Source organism: Priestia sp. KCTC 13724 (assembly GCF_056820425.1).
The window spans coordinates 1-16,992 of sequence record NZ_JBXDLD010000069.1 but is presented as its reverse complement, the minus strand read 5'-3'; the positions used below and the strand labels follow the sequence as shown (position 1 = coordinate 16,992).

Here is a 16,992-nt window from a genome sequence, read left to right as displayed (position 1 = left end):
GCCTAAAATAATAAAATTGAAGATTTTGAGTCTTTTTAATAGTTAATTTAAATTAATGCAACACTAGTGGTGGGACATAACAAAACAAATTTCCAAAAAGACGAACACTCTCTTTTCTCACCTCTTTACGTTGTCAGAACCATTCGTTCCATTCCACCCTGTTTCCAACATTTTTTTCACAATCAACAAAAAACCTGAACGGTTAAAAGTGAGGAACTCTCGATCGTTCAGGTTTATCATTGGCTGAATTACCTATGTCTCAGCCTCTTTTTAATAGGAAAGAGCCACGGATTGTTTTAAATGAATTTTTGCATTTGCTGCGTGTAATAAAAAGTGGGCTACGTCTGCGCGGCTAATGTTTTTGCTGTCTTCAGGTACACCCGTCACAGCTTTTCGATACTGAGCGGTTACGGGGCCATTTGTTAACCCCATTGGTCGAGCGACTGTCCAATGAAGGTTGCTTGTTTTTAGCAGTTGAACAGCTTTTAAATGGTCGCGTAGTGGATTTTTTAAAATATTTTGAGCAAGCCAACCTGTCATACCTGGAATTTCTCCTTCAATTCCAGCTGAAGCAGTATATAAGATTCGGTGTAAGCCTTGCTCTTGCATTGCTTTAATAATAGTAGATGTTGCTTCTTCTAAAAATGTAGAAGGGCCTAATCCATCAGTTCCTAAGCAAGAAACAACAGCATCGTGGCCTGTAATAGCATGAGCCACCTGAAAGGAATCCGTTACATTTCCTTCTATAATATGCAAATTGCTATTTGTTATTGTTAGCTTATCTGGTGTTCGAACGAATGCTGTGACGAAATGTCCTTCTTCTAAAGCCTGATTCACGAAAGCTTGTCCAGTGCGTCCGCTAGCTCCAAATACAACAAATTTCATGATCATCATCCTTTTCTGTAGAATTACTATCCCATATCCTTCTTATAAAAAATATTCTATACGTAACATAGCATATTTCGCGGTGAATTTCTCACAAAAAGTATGGAATTGCTGAAAAAAACAGAAAACTAGCGTTTTAATAAGAGATTTGCAAGATGAAGGAAAAAGGAACGAGGCTTGTACCTGCCGTCTGGCAAAAGGATGTCTAATTTTAAAACTCTTGTCATAGACTGTCTAGAAAAGAGAGAATTGAACGAACGGTTTATAAAGGTGTTTTTTAATAGAAAGCGAACTTTGTATATAAGCATATGGAGCGAAAAGGGAGCGATGAGGAATGGGAAAAAAGATAAGCAAGGTTCGGATTGGTGTTGTATTGATAGGGCTACCACTCGTTTTTGTCATCGTATCCATCATCACAAAAGACTGGCGATATTTAACGTGGAGTATACCACCTGCGTTAATGTCTTGTTGGACTGCACTTGTTGTTTTACGAAAGCAAGAAGAGTCTTAAAAGCCAAAAAAAGGAGATGGGGAAATGAATGGTCAACAGCTTCTTTATAGTTTGCTAACAGCGAATGGACAAGGGTTACAAAGTGCGTTTGTCATAAGTAAACATAAAATATCCAAGCTACAACCAACTTTGCCAAACGAAAAGGATGAACACATCCAGTTTCAGCAAAATCTCCAGCAGGATATGAAAAAAATTGCTAAGCAGCCAGAGGTCGATTTGCATCTTCAGCTGTTTTTACATATGGCTGAATACTTTCGACTGCCTGTTTCTCACACTACAACAAATGGAGAACTATACGAACTTAGTGAAGAAATAGGCAATATGTTTGTCGCAAAGTATAATGAATTGTTTTCAATTGCTCGCTGTCATTCCCTAGACGATGTTTTGCGTCATCAAATTCGTTTGTTTATTCACCTTGCAGATTCACAGTACTTAATCGCTTCAAAGCGTGAGCAGATGCTGTTACAAACAGCTCTTTTAACGTGGATTGAGCAGTTACCAAGCTTATATCAAGATCGGATTCTAGAACTATTCAGCAGAGAAGTCACTCAAAAAGCAATGGAAGAGGTCTTACAGAGACAGGGAATTATCAGCTTTTTTAAGCAACTTCCTCCAAGTGCATACGATCTACTATCATCTTTACTTTGTGCAGTAATGCCTTTGTTTGTGCCTATGCAGCATGCACCGTCACTTCTAGTTGGTTTCAATGCACCGCTATGGACGTTAGCGAGCTTGGAAAGTCATGAAATTGTAGCCAAGCGTAAGGAAGCAGAACCTTTTTTACCGCTGTTAGCGACCGTTGTTCATTTAATGTGGATGTGTAAGCTTGAGCACCAAGATGAGTTGCTTAATTACCAATCTTTGTTAATTAAGTGGTCATCTGTGTATCATCGGTATGAAGATTTTCAAATAAAAAAAGAGCAGGCTCAGTTTGACGTCGAGCGTCTTGAGGGCCTTATTTATAATGGAGAGCAAGATATTAAAGAGCTTAAAGGTATAGAAAGACAGCTTACTAAAAAAATAGATAGCTTAAAAGAGTCCATTCGCCATCAGCTTAATCAAATGGATTTAAAAACGCTAAACTGCGGCCTTGTTATGAAAAGGATGGTTCAGGAGCATGAAGCCTTAAAGGAAGATGTAGATGAATTAAAAAGAAAGCTTTCAATAAAAGGCGATATCATGGAACGAATTCGACTTACGTTTCGTTCAGCTGAGCGCATAGTAAAAAGTAAAGTAAAGGAAGTTGAGCGCAAAAAAATACTGATGCAAATGACGGATTTTATTTTAGCGAACCGGCTTCCAATCTGTGTGGATATACAAAATGAAATTGAAGAATTACAGGAGCGTTTAACAAGCACGCTGTTGAAGCTTAATCAGCATATTGAATTGCTGGACGAAACAAAAAGTTCTCGAGGGCTAACGAGCGGTAAACTTAAGCGATACGAAGCAGAAATTAAGCGCTTGGAGAAAGTCTATTATGGATTAGCTGTCAGAGAATTAGAGTCAATTTCGTAGATTAGATAAGCTGATAGATAAATATGAGTTACCCTAAGTTTAGCCTAGGTTATTATGAATAAAAAAAGCAAAAAAAGCACGATTTCTTTGAAAAAAATGAGTAAAAGTTTACACAAATCCCTTTGAAATTTTTTTGATAATTTGGTACAATAAAGTTGCTTATTTTTGTTCCATAAGGATAGTTCGATGGGTTTCGTCTTGACTTATTGTAAGAGCAAGAATGGAGTAATACACAAGGTGTAGCTTGCTGCACGAGGAGGAAAAGAGATTATGTTACAAGGTAAAGTAAAATGGTTCAACGCTGAAAAAGGTTTCGGTTTCATCGAAGTTGAAGGACAAGACGATGTATTCGTACACTTCTCAGCTATCCAAGGCGAAGGCTTCAAAACTTTAGAAGAAGGCCAAGAAGTTACATTTGAAATCGTTGAAGGTGCTCGTGGACCACAAGCTGCTAACGTTCAAAAGTAATTCTTTTTATAGGATTATCAGGGGCTCCCAAATGGGGGCCTTTTTTCTTTTCCTTCGAAAAAGGCTGGTCATCTTGTATAAAAAAAGCGTATAATGAAATGATGAAAATAGGAATTGTATAGTAGAAAGGATAATTAAACTTATGAGCAATCAACAGCAACAGCAGATGGTCGACTCACGTCGTACGTTCGCCATCATTTCCCACCCGGATGCTGGAAAAACAACATTAACTGAAAAAATGTTATTACTAGGTGGAATGATTCGTTCTGCTGGAACAGTTAAAGGTAAAAAATCAGGAAAGTTTGCAACATCTGACTGGATGGAAATTGAAAAGCAGCGTGGAATCTCCGTTACATCAAGTGTAATGCAGTTTGAATATAAAAATCATTTTATCAACATCCTAGATACACCTGGACACGAAGACTTCAGTGAAGATACATATCGAACACTAACAGCGGTAGATAGTGCTGTCATGGTTATTGATGGAACAAAGGGAATCGAAGCGCAGACGTTAAAGTTATTTAAAGTGTGTCGTATGCGCGGGATTCCAATTTTAACATTTATCAATAAGCTAGATCGTGAAGGAAAAGATCCTCTAGAGCTATTGGAAGAAATTGAAGAAGTACTTGGAATTGAGTCTTACCCAGTGACGTGGCCGATTGGCATGGGGAAAAGATTCCAAGGTACGTACGATCGCTTTTCGAAGCAAATCGAAGTGTACCAAGGAAATAAAGAATCATATTTTGCAGACTTTGACGGTGAAAACATTGATGATGAAGTGAAAAAGCATGTGGATGAAATGTATTTGCCAACGCTTGTGGATGAATTATCTCTTCTTGATGAAGCAGGTAACGATTTTTCAATTGAAAAAGTAAAGCAAGGCCTTTTAACACCTGTATTCTTTGGTAGTGCGATTGCAAACTTTGGAGTACAGTCGTTTTTCAATTCATTTTTGCAATTAACATCACCACCACAGCCGCGTGAATCATCTGTTGGAACAATTCAACCAACGGATAACAATTTCTCAGGCTTTATCTTTAAAATTCAAGCAAATATGAACCCAGCTCACCGCGATCGAATTGCCTTTGTACGCGTGTGCTCAGGGAAGTTTGAGCGTGGCATGAACGTAACGCTTGCTCGTACAAATCGTAAAATGAAGCTTGCTCAGTCACATCAATTTTTAGCATCAAGTCGTGAGACGGTGGATACAGCATATCCAGGTGACATTATTGGTTTGTATGATTCTGGTACGTATCAAATTGGAGATACGATTGTCGGCGATGGTAAAGTGTTTCAATTTGATGCGCTTCCGAAGTTTCCACCCGAGCTATTTGTGAAAGTACGTGCTAAAAATGCCATGAAATCAAAGCATTTTGAAAAAGGAATTAACCAGCTTGTACAAGAAGGAGCGGTTCAGCTCTATCGTACACCGTTCTTTGGAGATTATATTTTAGGTGCTGTTGGTGAGCTTCAGTTCCAAGTGTTTGAACACCGTATGAAAGGTGAGTATAACGTAGATTTAGAGTTTGTTCGCATGTCTCATAGCATTGCAAAATGGGTGGACAAAGAGACGATTAAGGATAGCATGTTTGACTCTCGCGTTATGCTTGTTGAAGATCGGGATGGGCATGCTGTACTCATGTTTGAAAATGATTTTGTATGGCGCTTATTCCAAGATAAGTATCCTGACGTGAAGTTTTTAGATCCATTTAATTTATAAAAGAAACGCTTGGCGTTGCCAAGCGTTTCTTTTAATGCGCAAATGACTTTAAATTTAAAATGACAACTCCTGCAATAATTAACGTAATGCCAATGACCATTGAGATGCTGCCGCTTTCCTTCCAAATCACAACACCGATAATAGCTGTAAGGGCAGTTCCTACTCCTGACCAAATTGCGTAGGCAATGCTCAGTGGAATTTGTTGAAGAGAAGCAGAGAGTGAATAAAACGCAACTCCAAATCCAACGATTACACCAATGCTTGGCCAGAGTTTTGTAAATCCCTGAGATGCTTTTAACATGGATGTTCCAAAAAGTTCCGCTGTAATAGCAAGTGCTAGAAATAAATAGGCTTGCATCTGAATTCACCCCTCGCTACGTAAAAAAATATTTTTTACGACGTATACTGTAAGATATGCTAAATTTAACTTCGACATCTTATCATAGGATGAAAAAACTCGCTACTATTTTTTCTTCGATAGGTAATCCACAGTTTCTTGCTTTCCTAAAGCGGCATGTCCTTGTTTTTTGTTATAGTTTAATATCACTTTAATTTCATGAACCTCACACTCATCGCTTAGTGCGTGAAGGCCTGATAAAAAAGGGATAAGGTGGTTTATCATATCGAATTCTGAGGCTGCATTTTGAAGGTAATCAATGGGGGGGACGTAACCAATTTTCTGATAAAATGCTAGGACATTAATTCGTTCATGAAACGTTTGAACCACTTCTTCCTGTGACATATCTGGATAAGACAAGGAAAATACGTTGCGAACGGGAGTCTTAAGCCATTTTGTTAAGCATGTTTGCGGATTATTCACAACTGCTTTAGCACCTTTTAAATAGCCGGCTAATATGAGGGACATAAAGCCTCCTCCTGATGAACCGTAACAGGTGACCTTTGGGAGAGGTATGTGTAATTTTTCTAAGATTTCTTTTAGCAACACGGAGATTTCCTGAAGGTAAAACCGTTCTTTCGTTCCTTGCCCCCATCCTAAAGAGAGAGGACCTAAATATAAAGTAGGGTCGTTGTAGTAAATAACCGATGCATCAAATAGGTCCATCCATGAATGGCGCTGAAAATAAGGAGGACCTTGCGGGTGCTCTTGCTTAGCACCGGCTCCAGAGCCTAACAGAATCATCTTTGAAGAGTTTTCTTTTAGTTTGATTAAAAATTCATATAATACGCCGTCCCACTCAACAGCAAGGACATACGGCATGTCATTTAATAAATCAACATCATGTAGCTGATGCTTTTTGATTGCAATTCGCGTGTAGTTTTCAATCAATTGTTTAACACCACTTTCTATATAGTAAAAAGCATTCATTCCATCTTATGAAAAATCTAAAAAAGTGCTTGTACGTTTAATGTATACTCTATGAAAATCAAGTCATATTAAGAAACAATAGAAGGGAAGTGATCGTTGTGCGAGATATATATCAAACGTTTCAAGAGCTATCTCAGTGTGAGCGAGCTGGAATTGACTATGAAATTGAGTGCATCATTCGTAAGAAAGACATTGTTGTGTTGGCGATTCATGGCGGTACAATGGAAGAGGGTACACTTGAAATGGCAAGGGAATTGGCGCAGGAGGTTAACGGGACTTTTTATGCATTTAAATGCTTAAAAAAAGAAGATCCCTTTGAACTGCATGTAACATCTACTCATTACGATGAAGAGTTGGCAAGGTCATTAGTCCATCAGTCAAATATAACTATTTCATTTCACGGTGCACGCGGTGCGGAACGAGAGATTTATATAGGAGGGCGCGATGAACCTCTTGCATCTCGCGTGAAAGAATTATTAAAACCCGGGTTTATTGTAGTTGAGCTGCCCCCTCATTTAAGAGGAGTTTCGCCAGATAATATTGCAAATGATAATACCCGCCATCAGGGACTGCAGTTAGAATTGACAGTACCTCAATATGATGAGCTGCTAACTAACGTAGAAAAAAAACAGTCTTTTATTGAATCGTTAGTAAAAGCGATTAAAGAAAGTGAATAGCATGTATACAGCGCCGGAAAAAATAGGCGCTGTATTTTTATTGCAGGATAGTTGAAAAGCGCATCTCCATATGGAATATATACTAAAATATAGAAAAAGAAAGTGTTGCACCTTTAATGGTTGGTTTATAAAGTGAGGAGATAAGATGAAAATTAAAACAGAAGGAATATCAGAAGTTGTCCTTGAAGTACAGTCAATGGAACGAGCCGTACAGTTTTAATGATATCTGTATTTGTTTAAAAATACGAGGTGAAATTAAAAATGTGTTAAAATGGATAATAAGGAATAAAAAGTATAAAAATGGAGGTAGTTCGTTTGGATTTCATATTGTTCTGTCCAAAGAAGGTAAACAACGAGTATTGTAAGAACGGAAAAATATGAAACTTTTTAAACACTATTTCGTATTACTTAATATAAATTAGATTTTTTATTTTAACAAAGGAGATGACAGAAATGAAAGAGGCGGGATGTATAAAATGTGGTGGACAGAGCGTTGGGCAAAAGGAAGTGGCAATGACAGGCACAGGTCTTTCAAAGCTTTTAGACGTTCAGCATAACCGCTTTGTTGTGGTTTATTGTAAGTCATGCGGTTACTCAGAGTTTTATAATAAAGAAGCGTCTAAGGCGTCTAATATTCTCGATTTGTTCTTTGGTTAATTTAGAAGAAATACGACTGTTTAGCCACTTTTCATCATATGGATAAGTTATATGCATATGATGAGGAGGAGAAACTGTGAGTGATTCGTTTTATTCGCCGTTCATAAATAAAGAGGGAAGAAAGCTAACGATTGCTGAAATTTGTTTCTCTGATGTAGAAGTGATGGTTGCGAAGCAGTTAGAAGAAGGGTATCAGCTTGAATTTAAGCGAGAAGTTAGTTCCACTGTGAAGAGGAAGATTCCAAATATTATTGCATCGTTTGCCAATGAAATGGGCGGGTGGCTAATATTTGGAGTTGATGAAGATGATTACTCAATCAATTTACTTGAAAAAAAAGAGTATGAGCTCTTTATTCACAACATGCTGAAGGATGTAACGAATCCAATTCCTCGTATTTTTACTCGGTTTCTATCACCTGAACATACCACAGAGTACGGCGTCTTTGTTATTTGGATTCCAGAAGGCTTGTACCCTCCTTATATGTCATACGGGAAAGTTTATCGCCGTATTGGGAGCGGAACTTCTCCAATTTCAGAAATTGATGACCGCTATCACCTGGACCGTCTATATCAAAAGTCAAAAGACCGAATGATGCGTTTAGAAGCATTTTGCACAAAAGAATTATCTATCTATAACCGAAAGGGGCTTACGCACGGCGAAGGCTATGTTCACTATGGAATGTGCAATATGTACGTCATTCCAATTTATGACTTGTACTTATTGGAACATATGGATGAAGATAAATTAAAGCAGTATATCTTATCAAAATCAAATGAACCGAAAGCTTATCCAATGTATGAAGAAATTGAAATGAACGTTCATTTACCGTTTGTTAAAGCATCATATTCTGCAGAGTCAATTATTTTTCGAAACACTGATGTTATTGACTCCTATGATAAAACCGTTGCTTGGGAACAGTTTGTTAATGGAGCGGCAAAATTTCATATTCCAATTCCATATGTAGAAGAGCTTGATGAAGTAAAATCTGTTTTGCAAGAGTGCGTACCAAGCTACAGAAATGCTGCTATTTTTGATCAATTTCAATACGTTGATGGCCATCAATTTTTAACATTGTTACTAAGCTGTCTTGGCGAGTACATTGAATGTATGACGCAGCTCAACGCTGAATTAGAAGATATGATTGTTGTAATTGATCTTGAAAACGTGCGAAATGATGTTTTGTATTTTAACCATGGGGCATATAAAGGTTTTTTAAGAGAAGAAGGCCTAGTTTTTTCTGATAAAAAGCATTATCGATTTAATAAATCTTTTCGAGCTATGAAGCTAAAAGAAAAAAACGGTGAATCTTTATTTCAATATGTTGATTATATTATTAACGCGTTTGGTCTCTCAAAAAACAAAGCTCTTCATTTTCTTATGCAATCTTTTTATCAATCAAAGTAAAAAAATGACTATTTTTTAACAATTGAGAACATTTATACATTTTCTGAAAAAGGTATGGTATCATCAAATAGAGTGAGGGGAATAGTGGTTATTCCTCAAACTCGCTTGAATAAACCTTTCAAACAAAAGGGGATGTTACAAAGGTTTATATCAGACTTTGTGAGACATAGGGGAGAGAATGAAACATGAAAAAGGTTGGGTCCATTCTGTTAATCGTGTTAGCGCTAGCAGGATTGGGAGGGGTGTGCGCTGCTTATTATCATTTCGAGCAGCAAAAAGAAGCAGTAGATAAGTTTGTGGTAAATGAAACATACATATTAACAGTAGGAGTAACACAAATATAGAGATTTTAACCAGATATACGACGGGTAAGCTATTCAAGAAAAAAATCCTAACAATTGCTAGGATTTTTTTCTTGAATAGCTTTTTTAATTTGTTTAATTGTTTCAACATGCATTCCCTCATGGTAAAAGCTAAACAAGAACGTGCTGCCAACGTGATCAAACGAAATGCCAGCTTTATTAGTGAACGGCTTGGCTAGCTTCAAATCATAATGAGCGGGTATGAATTCTTTAATACGCTCAGTTTGAGTCATCAGCTCTTCTTTTAGTTGAATTAAGGTAGGAGGTGTTTCCTTCCATTGAGAAGGCTTTGTTTCAGCCGCGAATAATCGCTCATATGAGGCAGGCAATTGATTTTTCTTTCCAGCAAGCTCAAAACAAGCTTTTCTTGAATATATGCAATGTGCCCTAAATTCCAAACAATGTTGTTTGAAAAGCCACCGGGAGTTACTAACGATTCCTGTTCAGTTACGCTTGATAAAACTTTTAGCGTAATACTTCGAACGGTTTCTAAATGATGTAATAACAATAAATTCATAAATAATTCCTTTAGACTTGTTTCTTTTCTAGTAATATCTTTTAATTATAACAGGGAAACAGTCAAATACGGTGTAGTTTGCTTAACGAAAATAGTAAGAAGAAAGGGCGATACCATGTCTAGTTTACGTTTTGAAAAAATATTGCAAGTAACAAAGAATCATATTGAGTTGTTAAAGGAAGCTGATCCATCAGAAGAGGTTATTTCAGGCTATATTGAGAGAGGAACATGCATTGCAGGAAGAGCAGATGGTGAGTTAGTGGGGCTTGTTGTACTGCTACCAACAAGGCCGAATACGGTGGAAATTGTCAATATTGTAGTAAAGAAAAACATGCGAAATCAAGGATACGGAAAGCAATTGGTGGAAGAAGCTTTAAAGCTTTCAAAGCACTATGGATATAAAAGCGTAGAAATTGCAACAGGTAATTCAAGTATTGAGCAGTTGGCGTTGTATCAAAAATGTGGATTTCGTATTACAGGAATTGAAATTGATCACTTTGTTCATAACTATGAAGAAGAAATCTATGAAAATGGTATTCAATGTCGTGATATGATTCGACTGCGACAAATATTGAGTTAAGGGTACATATTTTTAGAAAATAGGCGTTTAGACAAGCAAAAGGATGATGCGTGCATACACTGAGACAGAAAGGATGGTGTATGTTATGTGTTTTTACGGCGGTTATTGTGGAGGATACGGCTATAATAAAGGCGGCAGTGGGTTTGCCTTAATCTTAGTTCTGTTTATTCTTCTTGTTATTGTAGGATGCGTTTGTTGGAATTAATAAAGAAAAGAAGCATACAAAAGGAGACTTTTGTATGCTTCTTTTCTTTAAATTAAAACTAATCTAAAAAAATTTATAAAATAAAATTAAAAAAATATTGACACTATATACAAACTACCTGTAGAATAGCCATCATAATAAAGTGAATAAAAAAGCAACTCTTATCGAGAGTGGTGGAGGGACTGGCCCTATGAAACCCGGCAACCTATCAGCAATCGTGCTGTAACGGTGCTAAATCCTGCGGTGTATCTTTATACACTGAAAGATAAGAGAAGCGGATTGGTTAAAATCGCTTCTCTTTATCTGCAAGAGGCGTTTTTTTTATGGAAAAAAAGAAAAGGGAGCGATTGACATAATGAAAAAAACAACAAAAGTACTAGGTTTAACACTGGCGTCAGCACTACTAATTGTAACGGCTGCGTGCGGAAAAGAAGAAGCAAAGACTTTGAGCACAGAAAAAATTACAATCGGAGTAACTGGTGGTCCTCATCAACAAATTAACGAAGAAGTGAAGAAGTTAGCAGAAAAAGATGGATTAGAGATTACCATTAAAACGTTTAACGACTATAATACACCGAACACAGCGCTTGATGAACGTGATTTAGATTTAAATAATTATCAAACATTACCGTTTTTAGAACAACAGGTAAAAGATAAAGGCTATAAAATTGAGGATGCGTTTAAAACGGTTGCGTTTCCAATGGGTATTTATGCAGACGGCATTAAAGATATAAAAGAACTGAAAAAAGGTGACAAAATTGCTGTGCCAAATGATCCAAGTAATGAATATCGTGCGTTAAAGCTATTTGAAGCGGCTGGAGTTATTAAATTAAAAGAAGGCGTTGAAGAAAAAGCAACGAAAAAAGACGTAGCTGAAAATAAACTGGATCTTGAAATCGTTGAGCTAGAAGCTTCACAAATTCCATCTCAATTAGGTGAAGTAGCAGCTGCTGCAATTAACACAAACTTTGCGATGGGTGCAGGTTTAACAATTAATGATGATGCCATTTTCCATGAAGAAATTGAAAACAATCCATATCCAAACTACGTTGTTGTACGTACGGAAAATAAAGATGATGAAGTTGTAAAACAGCTAGAGAAATACTTCCATTCAGATGAAATTCGTCAATTTATTGAAGAAGAGTTTAACGGCTCAGTTGTCCCAGCATTTTAAGGAGTGGTGAACGTGATTGAATTAAAGCAGACTTCCAAAACATATGAAGTCAACGGCAAGAAAGTGGAGGCTGTGAAAGACGTGTGCTTGACTATTGAAAAAGGAGAGGTGTTCGGAGTAATTGGATATAGCGGTGCGGGGAAAAGTACGCTGATTCGCTGTGTTAATCTACTTGAAAAACCAACGTCTGGAGAAGTATTCATTAATGGTGTAAGCCTAACGACTCTTTCAAAGCAGGACCTTCAAAAGACACGCCGGAAAATCGGGATGATTTTCCAGGGGTATAATTTATTAAAAACAGCAACTGTATATGAAAACATTGCAATTCCTCTAAAACTAGAAGGCATTGATAAAGAAACCATTCAAAAGCGCGCAGAGAAGTATTTAGAAATTGTCGGGTTGTCTGATAAAGTTAATCACTACCCGTCTCAGCTATCTGGCGGTCAAAAGCAGCGTGTTGCCATTGCACGAGCGTTAGCGCATGAGCCTGAAATTTTATTAAGCGATGAGGCCACAAGTGCCTTAGATCCAGAAACAACGGAAGCTATCTTGGAGTTACTATTAAAAATTAACCGAGAATTAGGCTTAACAATTTTTCTAATTACGCACGAATTAAACGTTGTTCAACGTATTTGTGATCGCGTAGCAGTGATGGAAAATGGAAGAGTCGTAGAAGAAGGAAAAGTAGTGGATATATTTACTCATCCACAGCATCCAACAACTAAGCGTTTTATTGGTTCAGAATCTGCATTTAATCTTCCAGAAGCTTTAAAAACAGAATATCGTAAAACTGGTAAGCTTGTATCACTTTATTTTAAAGGAAGTGAAAAGTCCAATGAACCGGCGCTTGCGATGGTTTCACGCAAATTTGATGTATTACCAAGTATTTTAGCCGGTGGAATTGAACAGTTAAAAAATGAAACGCTTGGAAAGCTGCTTGTTCATTTAAGAGGAGATAAGGAAGCTTATGAAGAAGCAATCGGATATTTAGAAAGTGAAGGCGTTATTGTAGAGGAGTGGAAATAAGATGGCTGAATTTTTTGTAGAGTGGGGAGACGTTATTTGGGAAGGCTTCCTTCAAACGTTAACCATGACAAGTATCTCATTAGTTATTGCCATCTTGATTGGTTTACCGCTTGGGATTTTACTTGTTGTAACTAGACAGGGTGGACAGTCAGAAAACAGATGGTTATACCAAGTTCTGAACTGGATCATCAACATTATTCGTTCGATTCCATTTATTATTCTATTATTCTTCATTCTACCATTTACTAAGCTTATTGCTGGAACAACCATTGGTGTACAAGGCGTAATTGTTCCCCTTGTGGTTTATACCGCACCTTATATTGCAAGATTAATGGAGTCTGCGCTGTTAGAAGTTGATAAAGGAATAGTGGAAGCATATCAATCAATGGGGATTTCAACGTCAAAAATTATTTGGTACGTTGTTGTAAGAGAAGCGCGTTCTGGTATTGTCTTAGGATTAACTATTGCAACAATTGGTCTCATCGGTGCTACTGCAATGGCAGGCCTTGTTGGTGCTGGTGGGCTTGGAGATATCGCCTTTCAATATGGGCATTTACGCTTTGAACCAACAGTGATGTACACAACTATTCTCGTATTAATTATTATGGTACAGTTGATTCAATCGTTTGGTAGCCAGCTAGCTAAGAGATTAAAAAGAGAAGGGTAAGAGAGGTAGGTTGCTCATGGGAAGGAAAGTTGGAATTATTGGATGTGGCAATGTTGGCTCAGCGACAGCTTTTTCATTAGTTAATCAGCAAGCAATAGAAGAATTGGTACTTGTGGATTGTTTAAAGGAAAAAGCGGAAGGTGACGCGCTTGATTTACAGGATGCAACTGTCACATCGTCTGGGGTTACAAACGTATATGCAGGTGGATTGGTCGATATTAAAGATGCAGATGTGATTATTATAAGCGTTGCCGGTCCAAGACCTCAAAAAGGTGAAACGCGGCTTGATGAACTAAAAGCAACTGCACCTATTATTATGGAAGTAGTTACAACTCTAAAAGAGCTTGGTTTCTCAGGCTGTTACGTTGTAGCCACAAATCCATGTGATGTTATTACATACCATGTATGGAGTTTGTCTGGATTGCCAAGAGAGCGTGTAATTGGAACAGGAACTTTATTAGATAGTTCACGTCTTCGGCGAGTTGTTGCAAATGAACTCAAGGTAAAGCCACATGACGTTCATGCGTATATGCTTGGTGAACATGGCGGTTCGCAGTTTGCACTATGGTCACATTCAACAATTTTTGGACAAAAACTAGAAGATTACTACCAACATGAGCAGTCTATTTTAGATAAAGAAAAAATTGAAAAAGAAGTGATCAAACTAGGTTTTGAAATCTATTGGCTGAAAGGAAATACGGAATTTGGTATTGGAAACGCGATTGCACAGCTAACCAAAGCCATTGTCAGTAACGAACGAGCTGTTTTTCCAGTTTCTACGATATTGCAGGGAGAGTATGGCTTACATGACGTAGCTATTAGTATTCCATCTGTTATTGGAAAAGGAGGAATTGAGAAACGAATTCCTCTTCATTTATCACTAGAAGAACATCGTAAGCTGGAATATTCAGCAAACATTATTCAAACAGCAATTTCTGAAATACGTTCTCACAAAATACAGCACTAAAAAAGCACGCTTTTCTGAAAAGCGTGCTTTTTAACGATAGCTTGTCGTACATACATAACTCATACTAAATAAAATAAGGTTTTTGCCTGCTCCGTCTTTTTGAAAATTTCTATGGTTGTAACAAGCAAAAAGATAAAAGCAACACTAGAGGCTAAAAGGGAAATACGCAAAAATAAACGCTTTCTCTTTAACAGCCGATAAATAAAGAAAAGCATGATCCCAATTAACACAATACAAGCAATACCAAGTTGGATAGAGAGCTTTGCTAATTCATCAATGGTTTCTTTAAATAAAAGTAGCCCTTCGTTGTTAAGCTTTGTTTCAGAAATATTTGTTTTTTCTTCATGGTTTAATACGCCGATGTCCCACTTTTGAGAGGATGTATCATTGTATACTGTGTAATAAAACGGCCCGAGTTTTTGTTCATCAACGTGATGGTTACTTGCTGAGACGTGTGAAGCAATGGGAAAGGCGAGTAAAAAAATAAGCAGTGAAATCCATCTTTTCATAGTTAAAATCCTCTTTCTCTATCACAATCTTCTTTTATTATAAAGGAGATTTTTTTTTGTATCTATCATCCCTCCGTCCTATTTAGATTTCTATATATAAGGCGAAAGGGGGAATGAAGGATGGCAGAAAAAATTCAGGAAAAAAGCCAGCTTCGCATGACATTTCACAACGGTGATAAGGAGGATGGAACGATGATTTTAAAATCAAAACTATACCCAAATATTGCAATAGCTTCTTCACCTGATGCGTTGCTAACAGCAAGTGAAGCCATTGCGAGTCTACAGTTACTTCCACTTGTTGAAGTCGCAGAAGTCGTAACATATACGCTTGTAAGTGAATAATAAAGGGGGGAGCTAAATGAAAACATTAACAATGCAGTTTTTGAACTTAGAACAAAAAACAGTGGGTATTTCAATTGAGCAGCCGAAAGAAGGGCTTGAAGCTTCTGAAATCAGCGCAGCTATGGATCAGATTTTAGCAAGCAATGTGTTCACATCAAATGGTGGAACACTTACATCAAAAAAGGGTGCACAGATCATTGAGCGTAACGTAACGGAATTTGAAATCTAAACATGGTTTGCCTTGACCAAAAACCACCTCCGCACTACAATGAGTAGTGTGAGGTGGTTTTTTATGAAGATTCAACAGTTTAAGTTTAAAGAAAGTGGCTTGAATCGTTTTTTTGGACCTCTAGAAGCAAAGGTAATGGAATGTATATGGCATGGAAAACAAATGACAATTAAAGATGTTCAAATTGCTCTTGAAAAAGATAAGATAGTCAACTTCAATACGGTTATGACCGTTATGAATCGTCTTGTAGAAAAAGGGCTGTTGGACAAGTATGTAAAAGGGAGAGTTTCTGTTTATCAACCTGTGCTGTCACAGCAGGAATTTTTAGAAGGGCAATCTAAGGAATTAACGTCTGAATTAATTGATGAATTTGGACTCTTGGCTGTGAGTCATATGTTAGATGCAGTAGAAGAAGCAGATGAAGAGTTGCTGCTGCTTTTAGAACAGAAAATTAAAAAGTTAAAAGCGAGCGAAGAAATATGAATAAAAAGCAATCTGTTGTTCTTTTTTACGCATCCATACTAGTAGCCATTAGCCTGCTTGTACAAATGACGGTTTATCTCATAGACCCACATCATCATTTAAATGTGTTTACTCTATGCTATCACGCTGTAGAACATATTGGTTGGAAGTGGGCACAGTATGTTTTATATGGGTTTGTGGTTTATACCCTCTTGCTTGTTTTCTGGAAGCTAACTAGACAGTTTTGGCTTTTGTACCAATTTTATCATCAAATTAAAGTCAGTAAAGTATCAAGCTTAACTCGTTACATAGGCAAGGATGAAGATATTTATCAAGGGGTCGTTGTTGTTAATTCTACCCGTCCATTTGCTTTAACGAAAGGATTTGTGAAGCCTCAAATTGTTGTTTCAACAAATTTATATAAGTTTTACTTAATAATCCGGCATATGAACACCGGCTATTCTTTTTAAAATTTGCTCAGATGCCCCCTCCAAAAAAGCTAGAAAAGAAGAAACAGACTCTTGAATAGCTGCTTTGTTAGGATGGAATCGATTTTGGATGACGGTTTCTTTCAGCCATTTCCAAATCCGTTCAACGGGGTTCAAATTGGGCGAGTACTTCGGCAGAAAGAAACGAATGAGTCGATCCTCATGCTGTTCAAAAAAGGGCTGTAACTCTTTTGCATCATGAATACGAGCACGATCCAACACCATAATAATGACTTTATTTGGGTAATAGTCGAGCACATACTTCATAAAGGAATGAAAAGCTGGGGCTTTACAATTGT

General features: G+C 37.2%; 25 protein-coding genes and 1 riboswitch. Of the genes, 18 read left to right on the top strand and 7 right to left on the bottom strand.

Annotation, left to right across the window (positions count from 1 at the left end):
* Window positions 1-270: 270 nt before the first annotated feature.
* A complete protein-coding gene (locus tag AC1UFB_RS09800; RefSeq protein ID WP_482589095.1) occupies window positions 271-885 on the bottom strand; it encodes an NAD(P)-dependent oxidoreductase in 615 nt (204 codons plus the stop codon).
* 334 nt (window positions 886-1,219) lie between these two features.
* On the opposite strand from AC1UFB_RS09800, the gene AC1UFB_RS09795 reads away from it, so the two are divergent.
* From AC1UFB_RS09795 to AC1UFB_RS09780, 4 genes are all read left to right on the top strand, one after another.
* Window positions 1,220-1,396 carry a hypothetical protein gene (locus tag AC1UFB_RS09795; protein WP_167556121.1) on the top strand — a complete coding sequence of 59 codons (177 nt, stop codon included), beginning with the start codon at window positions 1,220-1,222 and terminating at the stop codon, window positions 1,394-1,396.
* Between the two features lie 24 nt (window positions 1,397-1,420).
* Complete coding sequence (locus tag AC1UFB_RS09790) at window positions 1,421-2,911, top strand: hypothetical protein (RefSeq protein ID WP_144593671.1); 1,491 nt, start codon at window positions 1,421-1,423, stop codon at window positions 2,909-2,911.
* A gap of 270 nt (window positions 2,912-3,181) precedes the next feature.
* The gene (gene cspD / locus AC1UFB_RS09785; protein ID WP_025909909.1) at window positions 3,182-3,379 is read left to right on the top strand and encodes a cold-shock protein CspD; all 198 of its coding nucleotides are present in this window, start codon (window positions 3,182-3,184) and stop codon (window positions 3,377-3,379) included.
* 142 nt (window positions 3,380-3,521) lie between these two features.
* On the top strand, window positions 3,522-5,099 hold the full coding sequence (locus AC1UFB_RS09780) for a peptide chain release factor 3 (RefSeq protein ID WP_025909910.1): 1,578 nt from the start codon (window positions 3,522-3,524) through the stop codon (window positions 5,097-5,099).
* A gap of 31 nt (window positions 5,100-5,130) precedes the next feature.
* On the opposite strand, the gene AC1UFB_RS09775 is transcribed toward AC1UFB_RS09780, so the two are convergent.
* Window positions 5,131-5,457, bottom strand: a complete 327-nt coding sequence (locus tag AC1UFB_RS09775; protein WP_025909911.1) for a DMT family transporter — start codon at window positions 5,455-5,457, stop codon at window positions 5,131-5,133.
* A gap of 105 nt (window positions 5,458-5,562) precedes the next feature.
* Complete coding sequence (locus AC1UFB_RS09770) at window positions 5,563-6,387, bottom strand: glycosyl transferase family 2 (protein WP_482589091.1); 825 nt, start codon at window positions 6,385-6,387, stop codon at window positions 5,563-5,565.
* Between the two features lie 137 nt (window positions 6,388-6,524).
* On the opposite strand from AC1UFB_RS09770, the gene AC1UFB_RS09765 reads away from it, so the two are divergent.
* From AC1UFB_RS09765 to AC1UFB_RS09750, 4 genes are all read left to right on the top strand, one after another.
* Window positions 6,525-7,103, top strand: coding sequence for a poly-gamma-glutamate hydrolase family protein (locus AC1UFB_RS09765; protein WP_328101422.1), 579 nt, complete (start codon window positions 6,525-6,527; stop codon window positions 7,101-7,103).
* A 453-nt stretch (window positions 7,104-7,556) separates the two neighbouring features.
* Window positions 7,557-7,760, top strand: coding sequence for a zinc ribbon domain-containing protein (locus tag AC1UFB_RS09760; protein WP_025909917.1), 204 nt, complete (start codon window positions 7,557-7,559; stop codon window positions 7,758-7,760).
* Window positions 7,761-7,836: 76 nt separating this feature from the next.
* Window positions 7,837-9,165: an AlbA family DNA-binding domain-containing protein gene (locus tag AC1UFB_RS09755; protein ID WP_025909918.1), complete on the top strand. Its 1,329-nt coding sequence runs from the start codon at window positions 7,837-7,839 to the stop codon at window positions 9,163-9,165.
* A 185-nt stretch (window positions 9,166-9,350) separates the two neighbouring features.
* Window positions 9,351-9,509, top strand: a complete 159-nt coding sequence (locus AC1UFB_RS09750; protein WP_153301146.1) for a flagellar basal body-associated FliL family protein — start codon at window positions 9,351-9,353, stop codon at window positions 9,507-9,509.
* Window positions 9,510-9,556: 47 nt separating this feature from the next.
* On the opposite strand, the gene AC1UFB_RS09745 is transcribed toward AC1UFB_RS09750, so the two are convergent.
* Complete coding sequence (locus tag AC1UFB_RS09745) at window positions 9,557-9,856, bottom strand: DinB family protein (protein WP_328101420.1); 300 nt, start codon at window positions 9,854-9,856, stop codon at window positions 9,557-9,559.
* Window positions 9,781-10,044 carry a DinB family protein gene (locus AC1UFB_RS09740; RefSeq protein WP_328101419.1) on the bottom strand — a complete coding sequence of 88 codons (264 nt, stop codon included), beginning with the start codon at window positions 10,042-10,044 and terminating at the stop codon, window positions 9,781-9,783. The genes AC1UFB_RS09745 and AC1UFB_RS09740 overlap by 76 nt, the downstream gene beginning before the upstream one ends.
* A 115-nt stretch (window positions 10,045-10,159) precedes the next feature.
* Between AC1UFB_RS09740 and AC1UFB_RS09735 the strand changes: the two genes are divergently transcribed.
* The 6 genes from AC1UFB_RS09735 (at window position 10,160) to AC1UFB_RS09710 (ending at window position 14,663) form a co-directional block, all read left to right on the top strand.
* Entirely contained in the window at window positions 10,160-10,624 is a 465-nt protein-coding gene (locus tag AC1UFB_RS09735) for a GNAT family N-acetyltransferase (RefSeq protein ID WP_076512450.1), read from the top strand.
* 85 nt (window positions 10,625-10,709) lie between these two features.
* Entirely contained in the window at window positions 10,710-10,829 is a 120-nt protein-coding gene (locus tag AC1UFB_RS09730; RefSeq protein WP_076512449.1) for a YjcZ family sporulation protein, read from the top strand.
* Between the two features lie 158 nt (window positions 10,830-10,987).
* Window positions 10,988-11,101: riboswitch (SAM riboswitch) on the top strand.
* A gap of 83 nt (window positions 11,102-11,184) precedes the next feature.
* Window positions 11,185-12,003, top strand: coding sequence for a MetQ/NlpA family ABC transporter substrate-binding protein (locus tag AC1UFB_RS09725; protein WP_025909920.1), 819 nt, complete (start codon window positions 11,185-11,187; stop codon window positions 12,001-12,003).
* 12 nt (window positions 12,004-12,015) lie between these two features.
* The gene (locus AC1UFB_RS09720; protein WP_138116829.1) at window positions 12,016-13,029 is read left to right on the top strand and encodes a methionine ABC transporter ATP-binding protein; all 1,014 of its coding nucleotides are present in this window, start codon (window positions 12,016-12,018) and stop codon (window positions 13,027-13,029) included.
* Window position 13,030: 1 nt separating this feature from the next.
* Window positions 13,031-13,696: a methionine ABC transporter permease gene (locus AC1UFB_RS09715; RefSeq protein WP_328101606.1), complete on the top strand. Its 666-nt coding sequence runs from the start codon at window positions 13,031-13,033 to the stop codon at window positions 13,694-13,696.
* Between the two features lie 16 nt (window positions 13,697-13,712).
* Window positions 13,713-14,663, top strand: a complete 951-nt coding sequence (locus AC1UFB_RS09710; protein WP_100347152.1) for an L-lactate dehydrogenase — start codon at window positions 13,713-13,715, stop codon at window positions 14,661-14,663.
* A gap of 59 nt (window positions 14,664-14,722) precedes the next feature.
* Here AC1UFB_RS09710 and AC1UFB_RS09705 read toward each other — a convergent pair whose 3' ends face one another.
* Window positions 14,723-15,172, bottom strand: coding sequence for a hypothetical protein (locus AC1UFB_RS09705; protein ID WP_025909924.1), 450 nt, complete (start codon window positions 15,170-15,172; stop codon window positions 14,723-14,725).
* Between the two features lie 120 nt (window positions 15,173-15,292).
* Here AC1UFB_RS09705 and AC1UFB_RS09700 point away from each other — a divergent pair, with 120 nt between their 5' ends.
* From AC1UFB_RS09700 to AC1UFB_RS09685, 4 genes are all read left to right on the top strand, one after another.
* The gene (locus AC1UFB_RS09700; RefSeq protein WP_025909925.1) at window positions 15,293-15,514 is read left to right on the top strand and encodes a DUF1659 domain-containing protein; all 222 of its coding nucleotides are present in this window, start codon (window positions 15,293-15,295) and stop codon (window positions 15,512-15,514) included.
* Window positions 15,515-15,530: 16 nt separating this feature from the next.
* Complete coding sequence (locus AC1UFB_RS09695) at window positions 15,531-15,743, top strand: DUF2922 domain-containing protein (protein ID WP_025909926.1); 213 nt, start codon at window positions 15,531-15,533, stop codon at window positions 15,741-15,743.
* 63 nt (window positions 15,744-15,806) lie between these two features.
* Entirely contained in the window at window positions 15,807-16,226 is a 420-nt protein-coding gene (locus tag AC1UFB_RS09690) for a BlaI/MecI/CopY family transcriptional regulator (protein ID WP_025909927.1), read from the top strand.
* Window positions 16,223-16,675 (top strand): hypothetical protein, encoded by a 453-nt coding sequence (locus tag AC1UFB_RS09685; protein WP_328101071.1) that lies wholly within the window; start codon window positions 16,223-16,225, stop codon window positions 16,673-16,675. The genes AC1UFB_RS09690 and AC1UFB_RS09685 overlap by 4 nt, the downstream gene beginning before the upstream one ends.
* Here the strand turns inward: AC1UFB_RS09685 and AC1UFB_RS09680 are convergent.
* A partial coding sequence (locus tag AC1UFB_RS09680; protein WP_482589086.1) for a transposase occupies window positions 16,637-16,992 on the bottom strand: 356 nt, incomplete at its 5' end. The genes AC1UFB_RS09685 and AC1UFB_RS09680 overlap by 39 nt on opposite strands.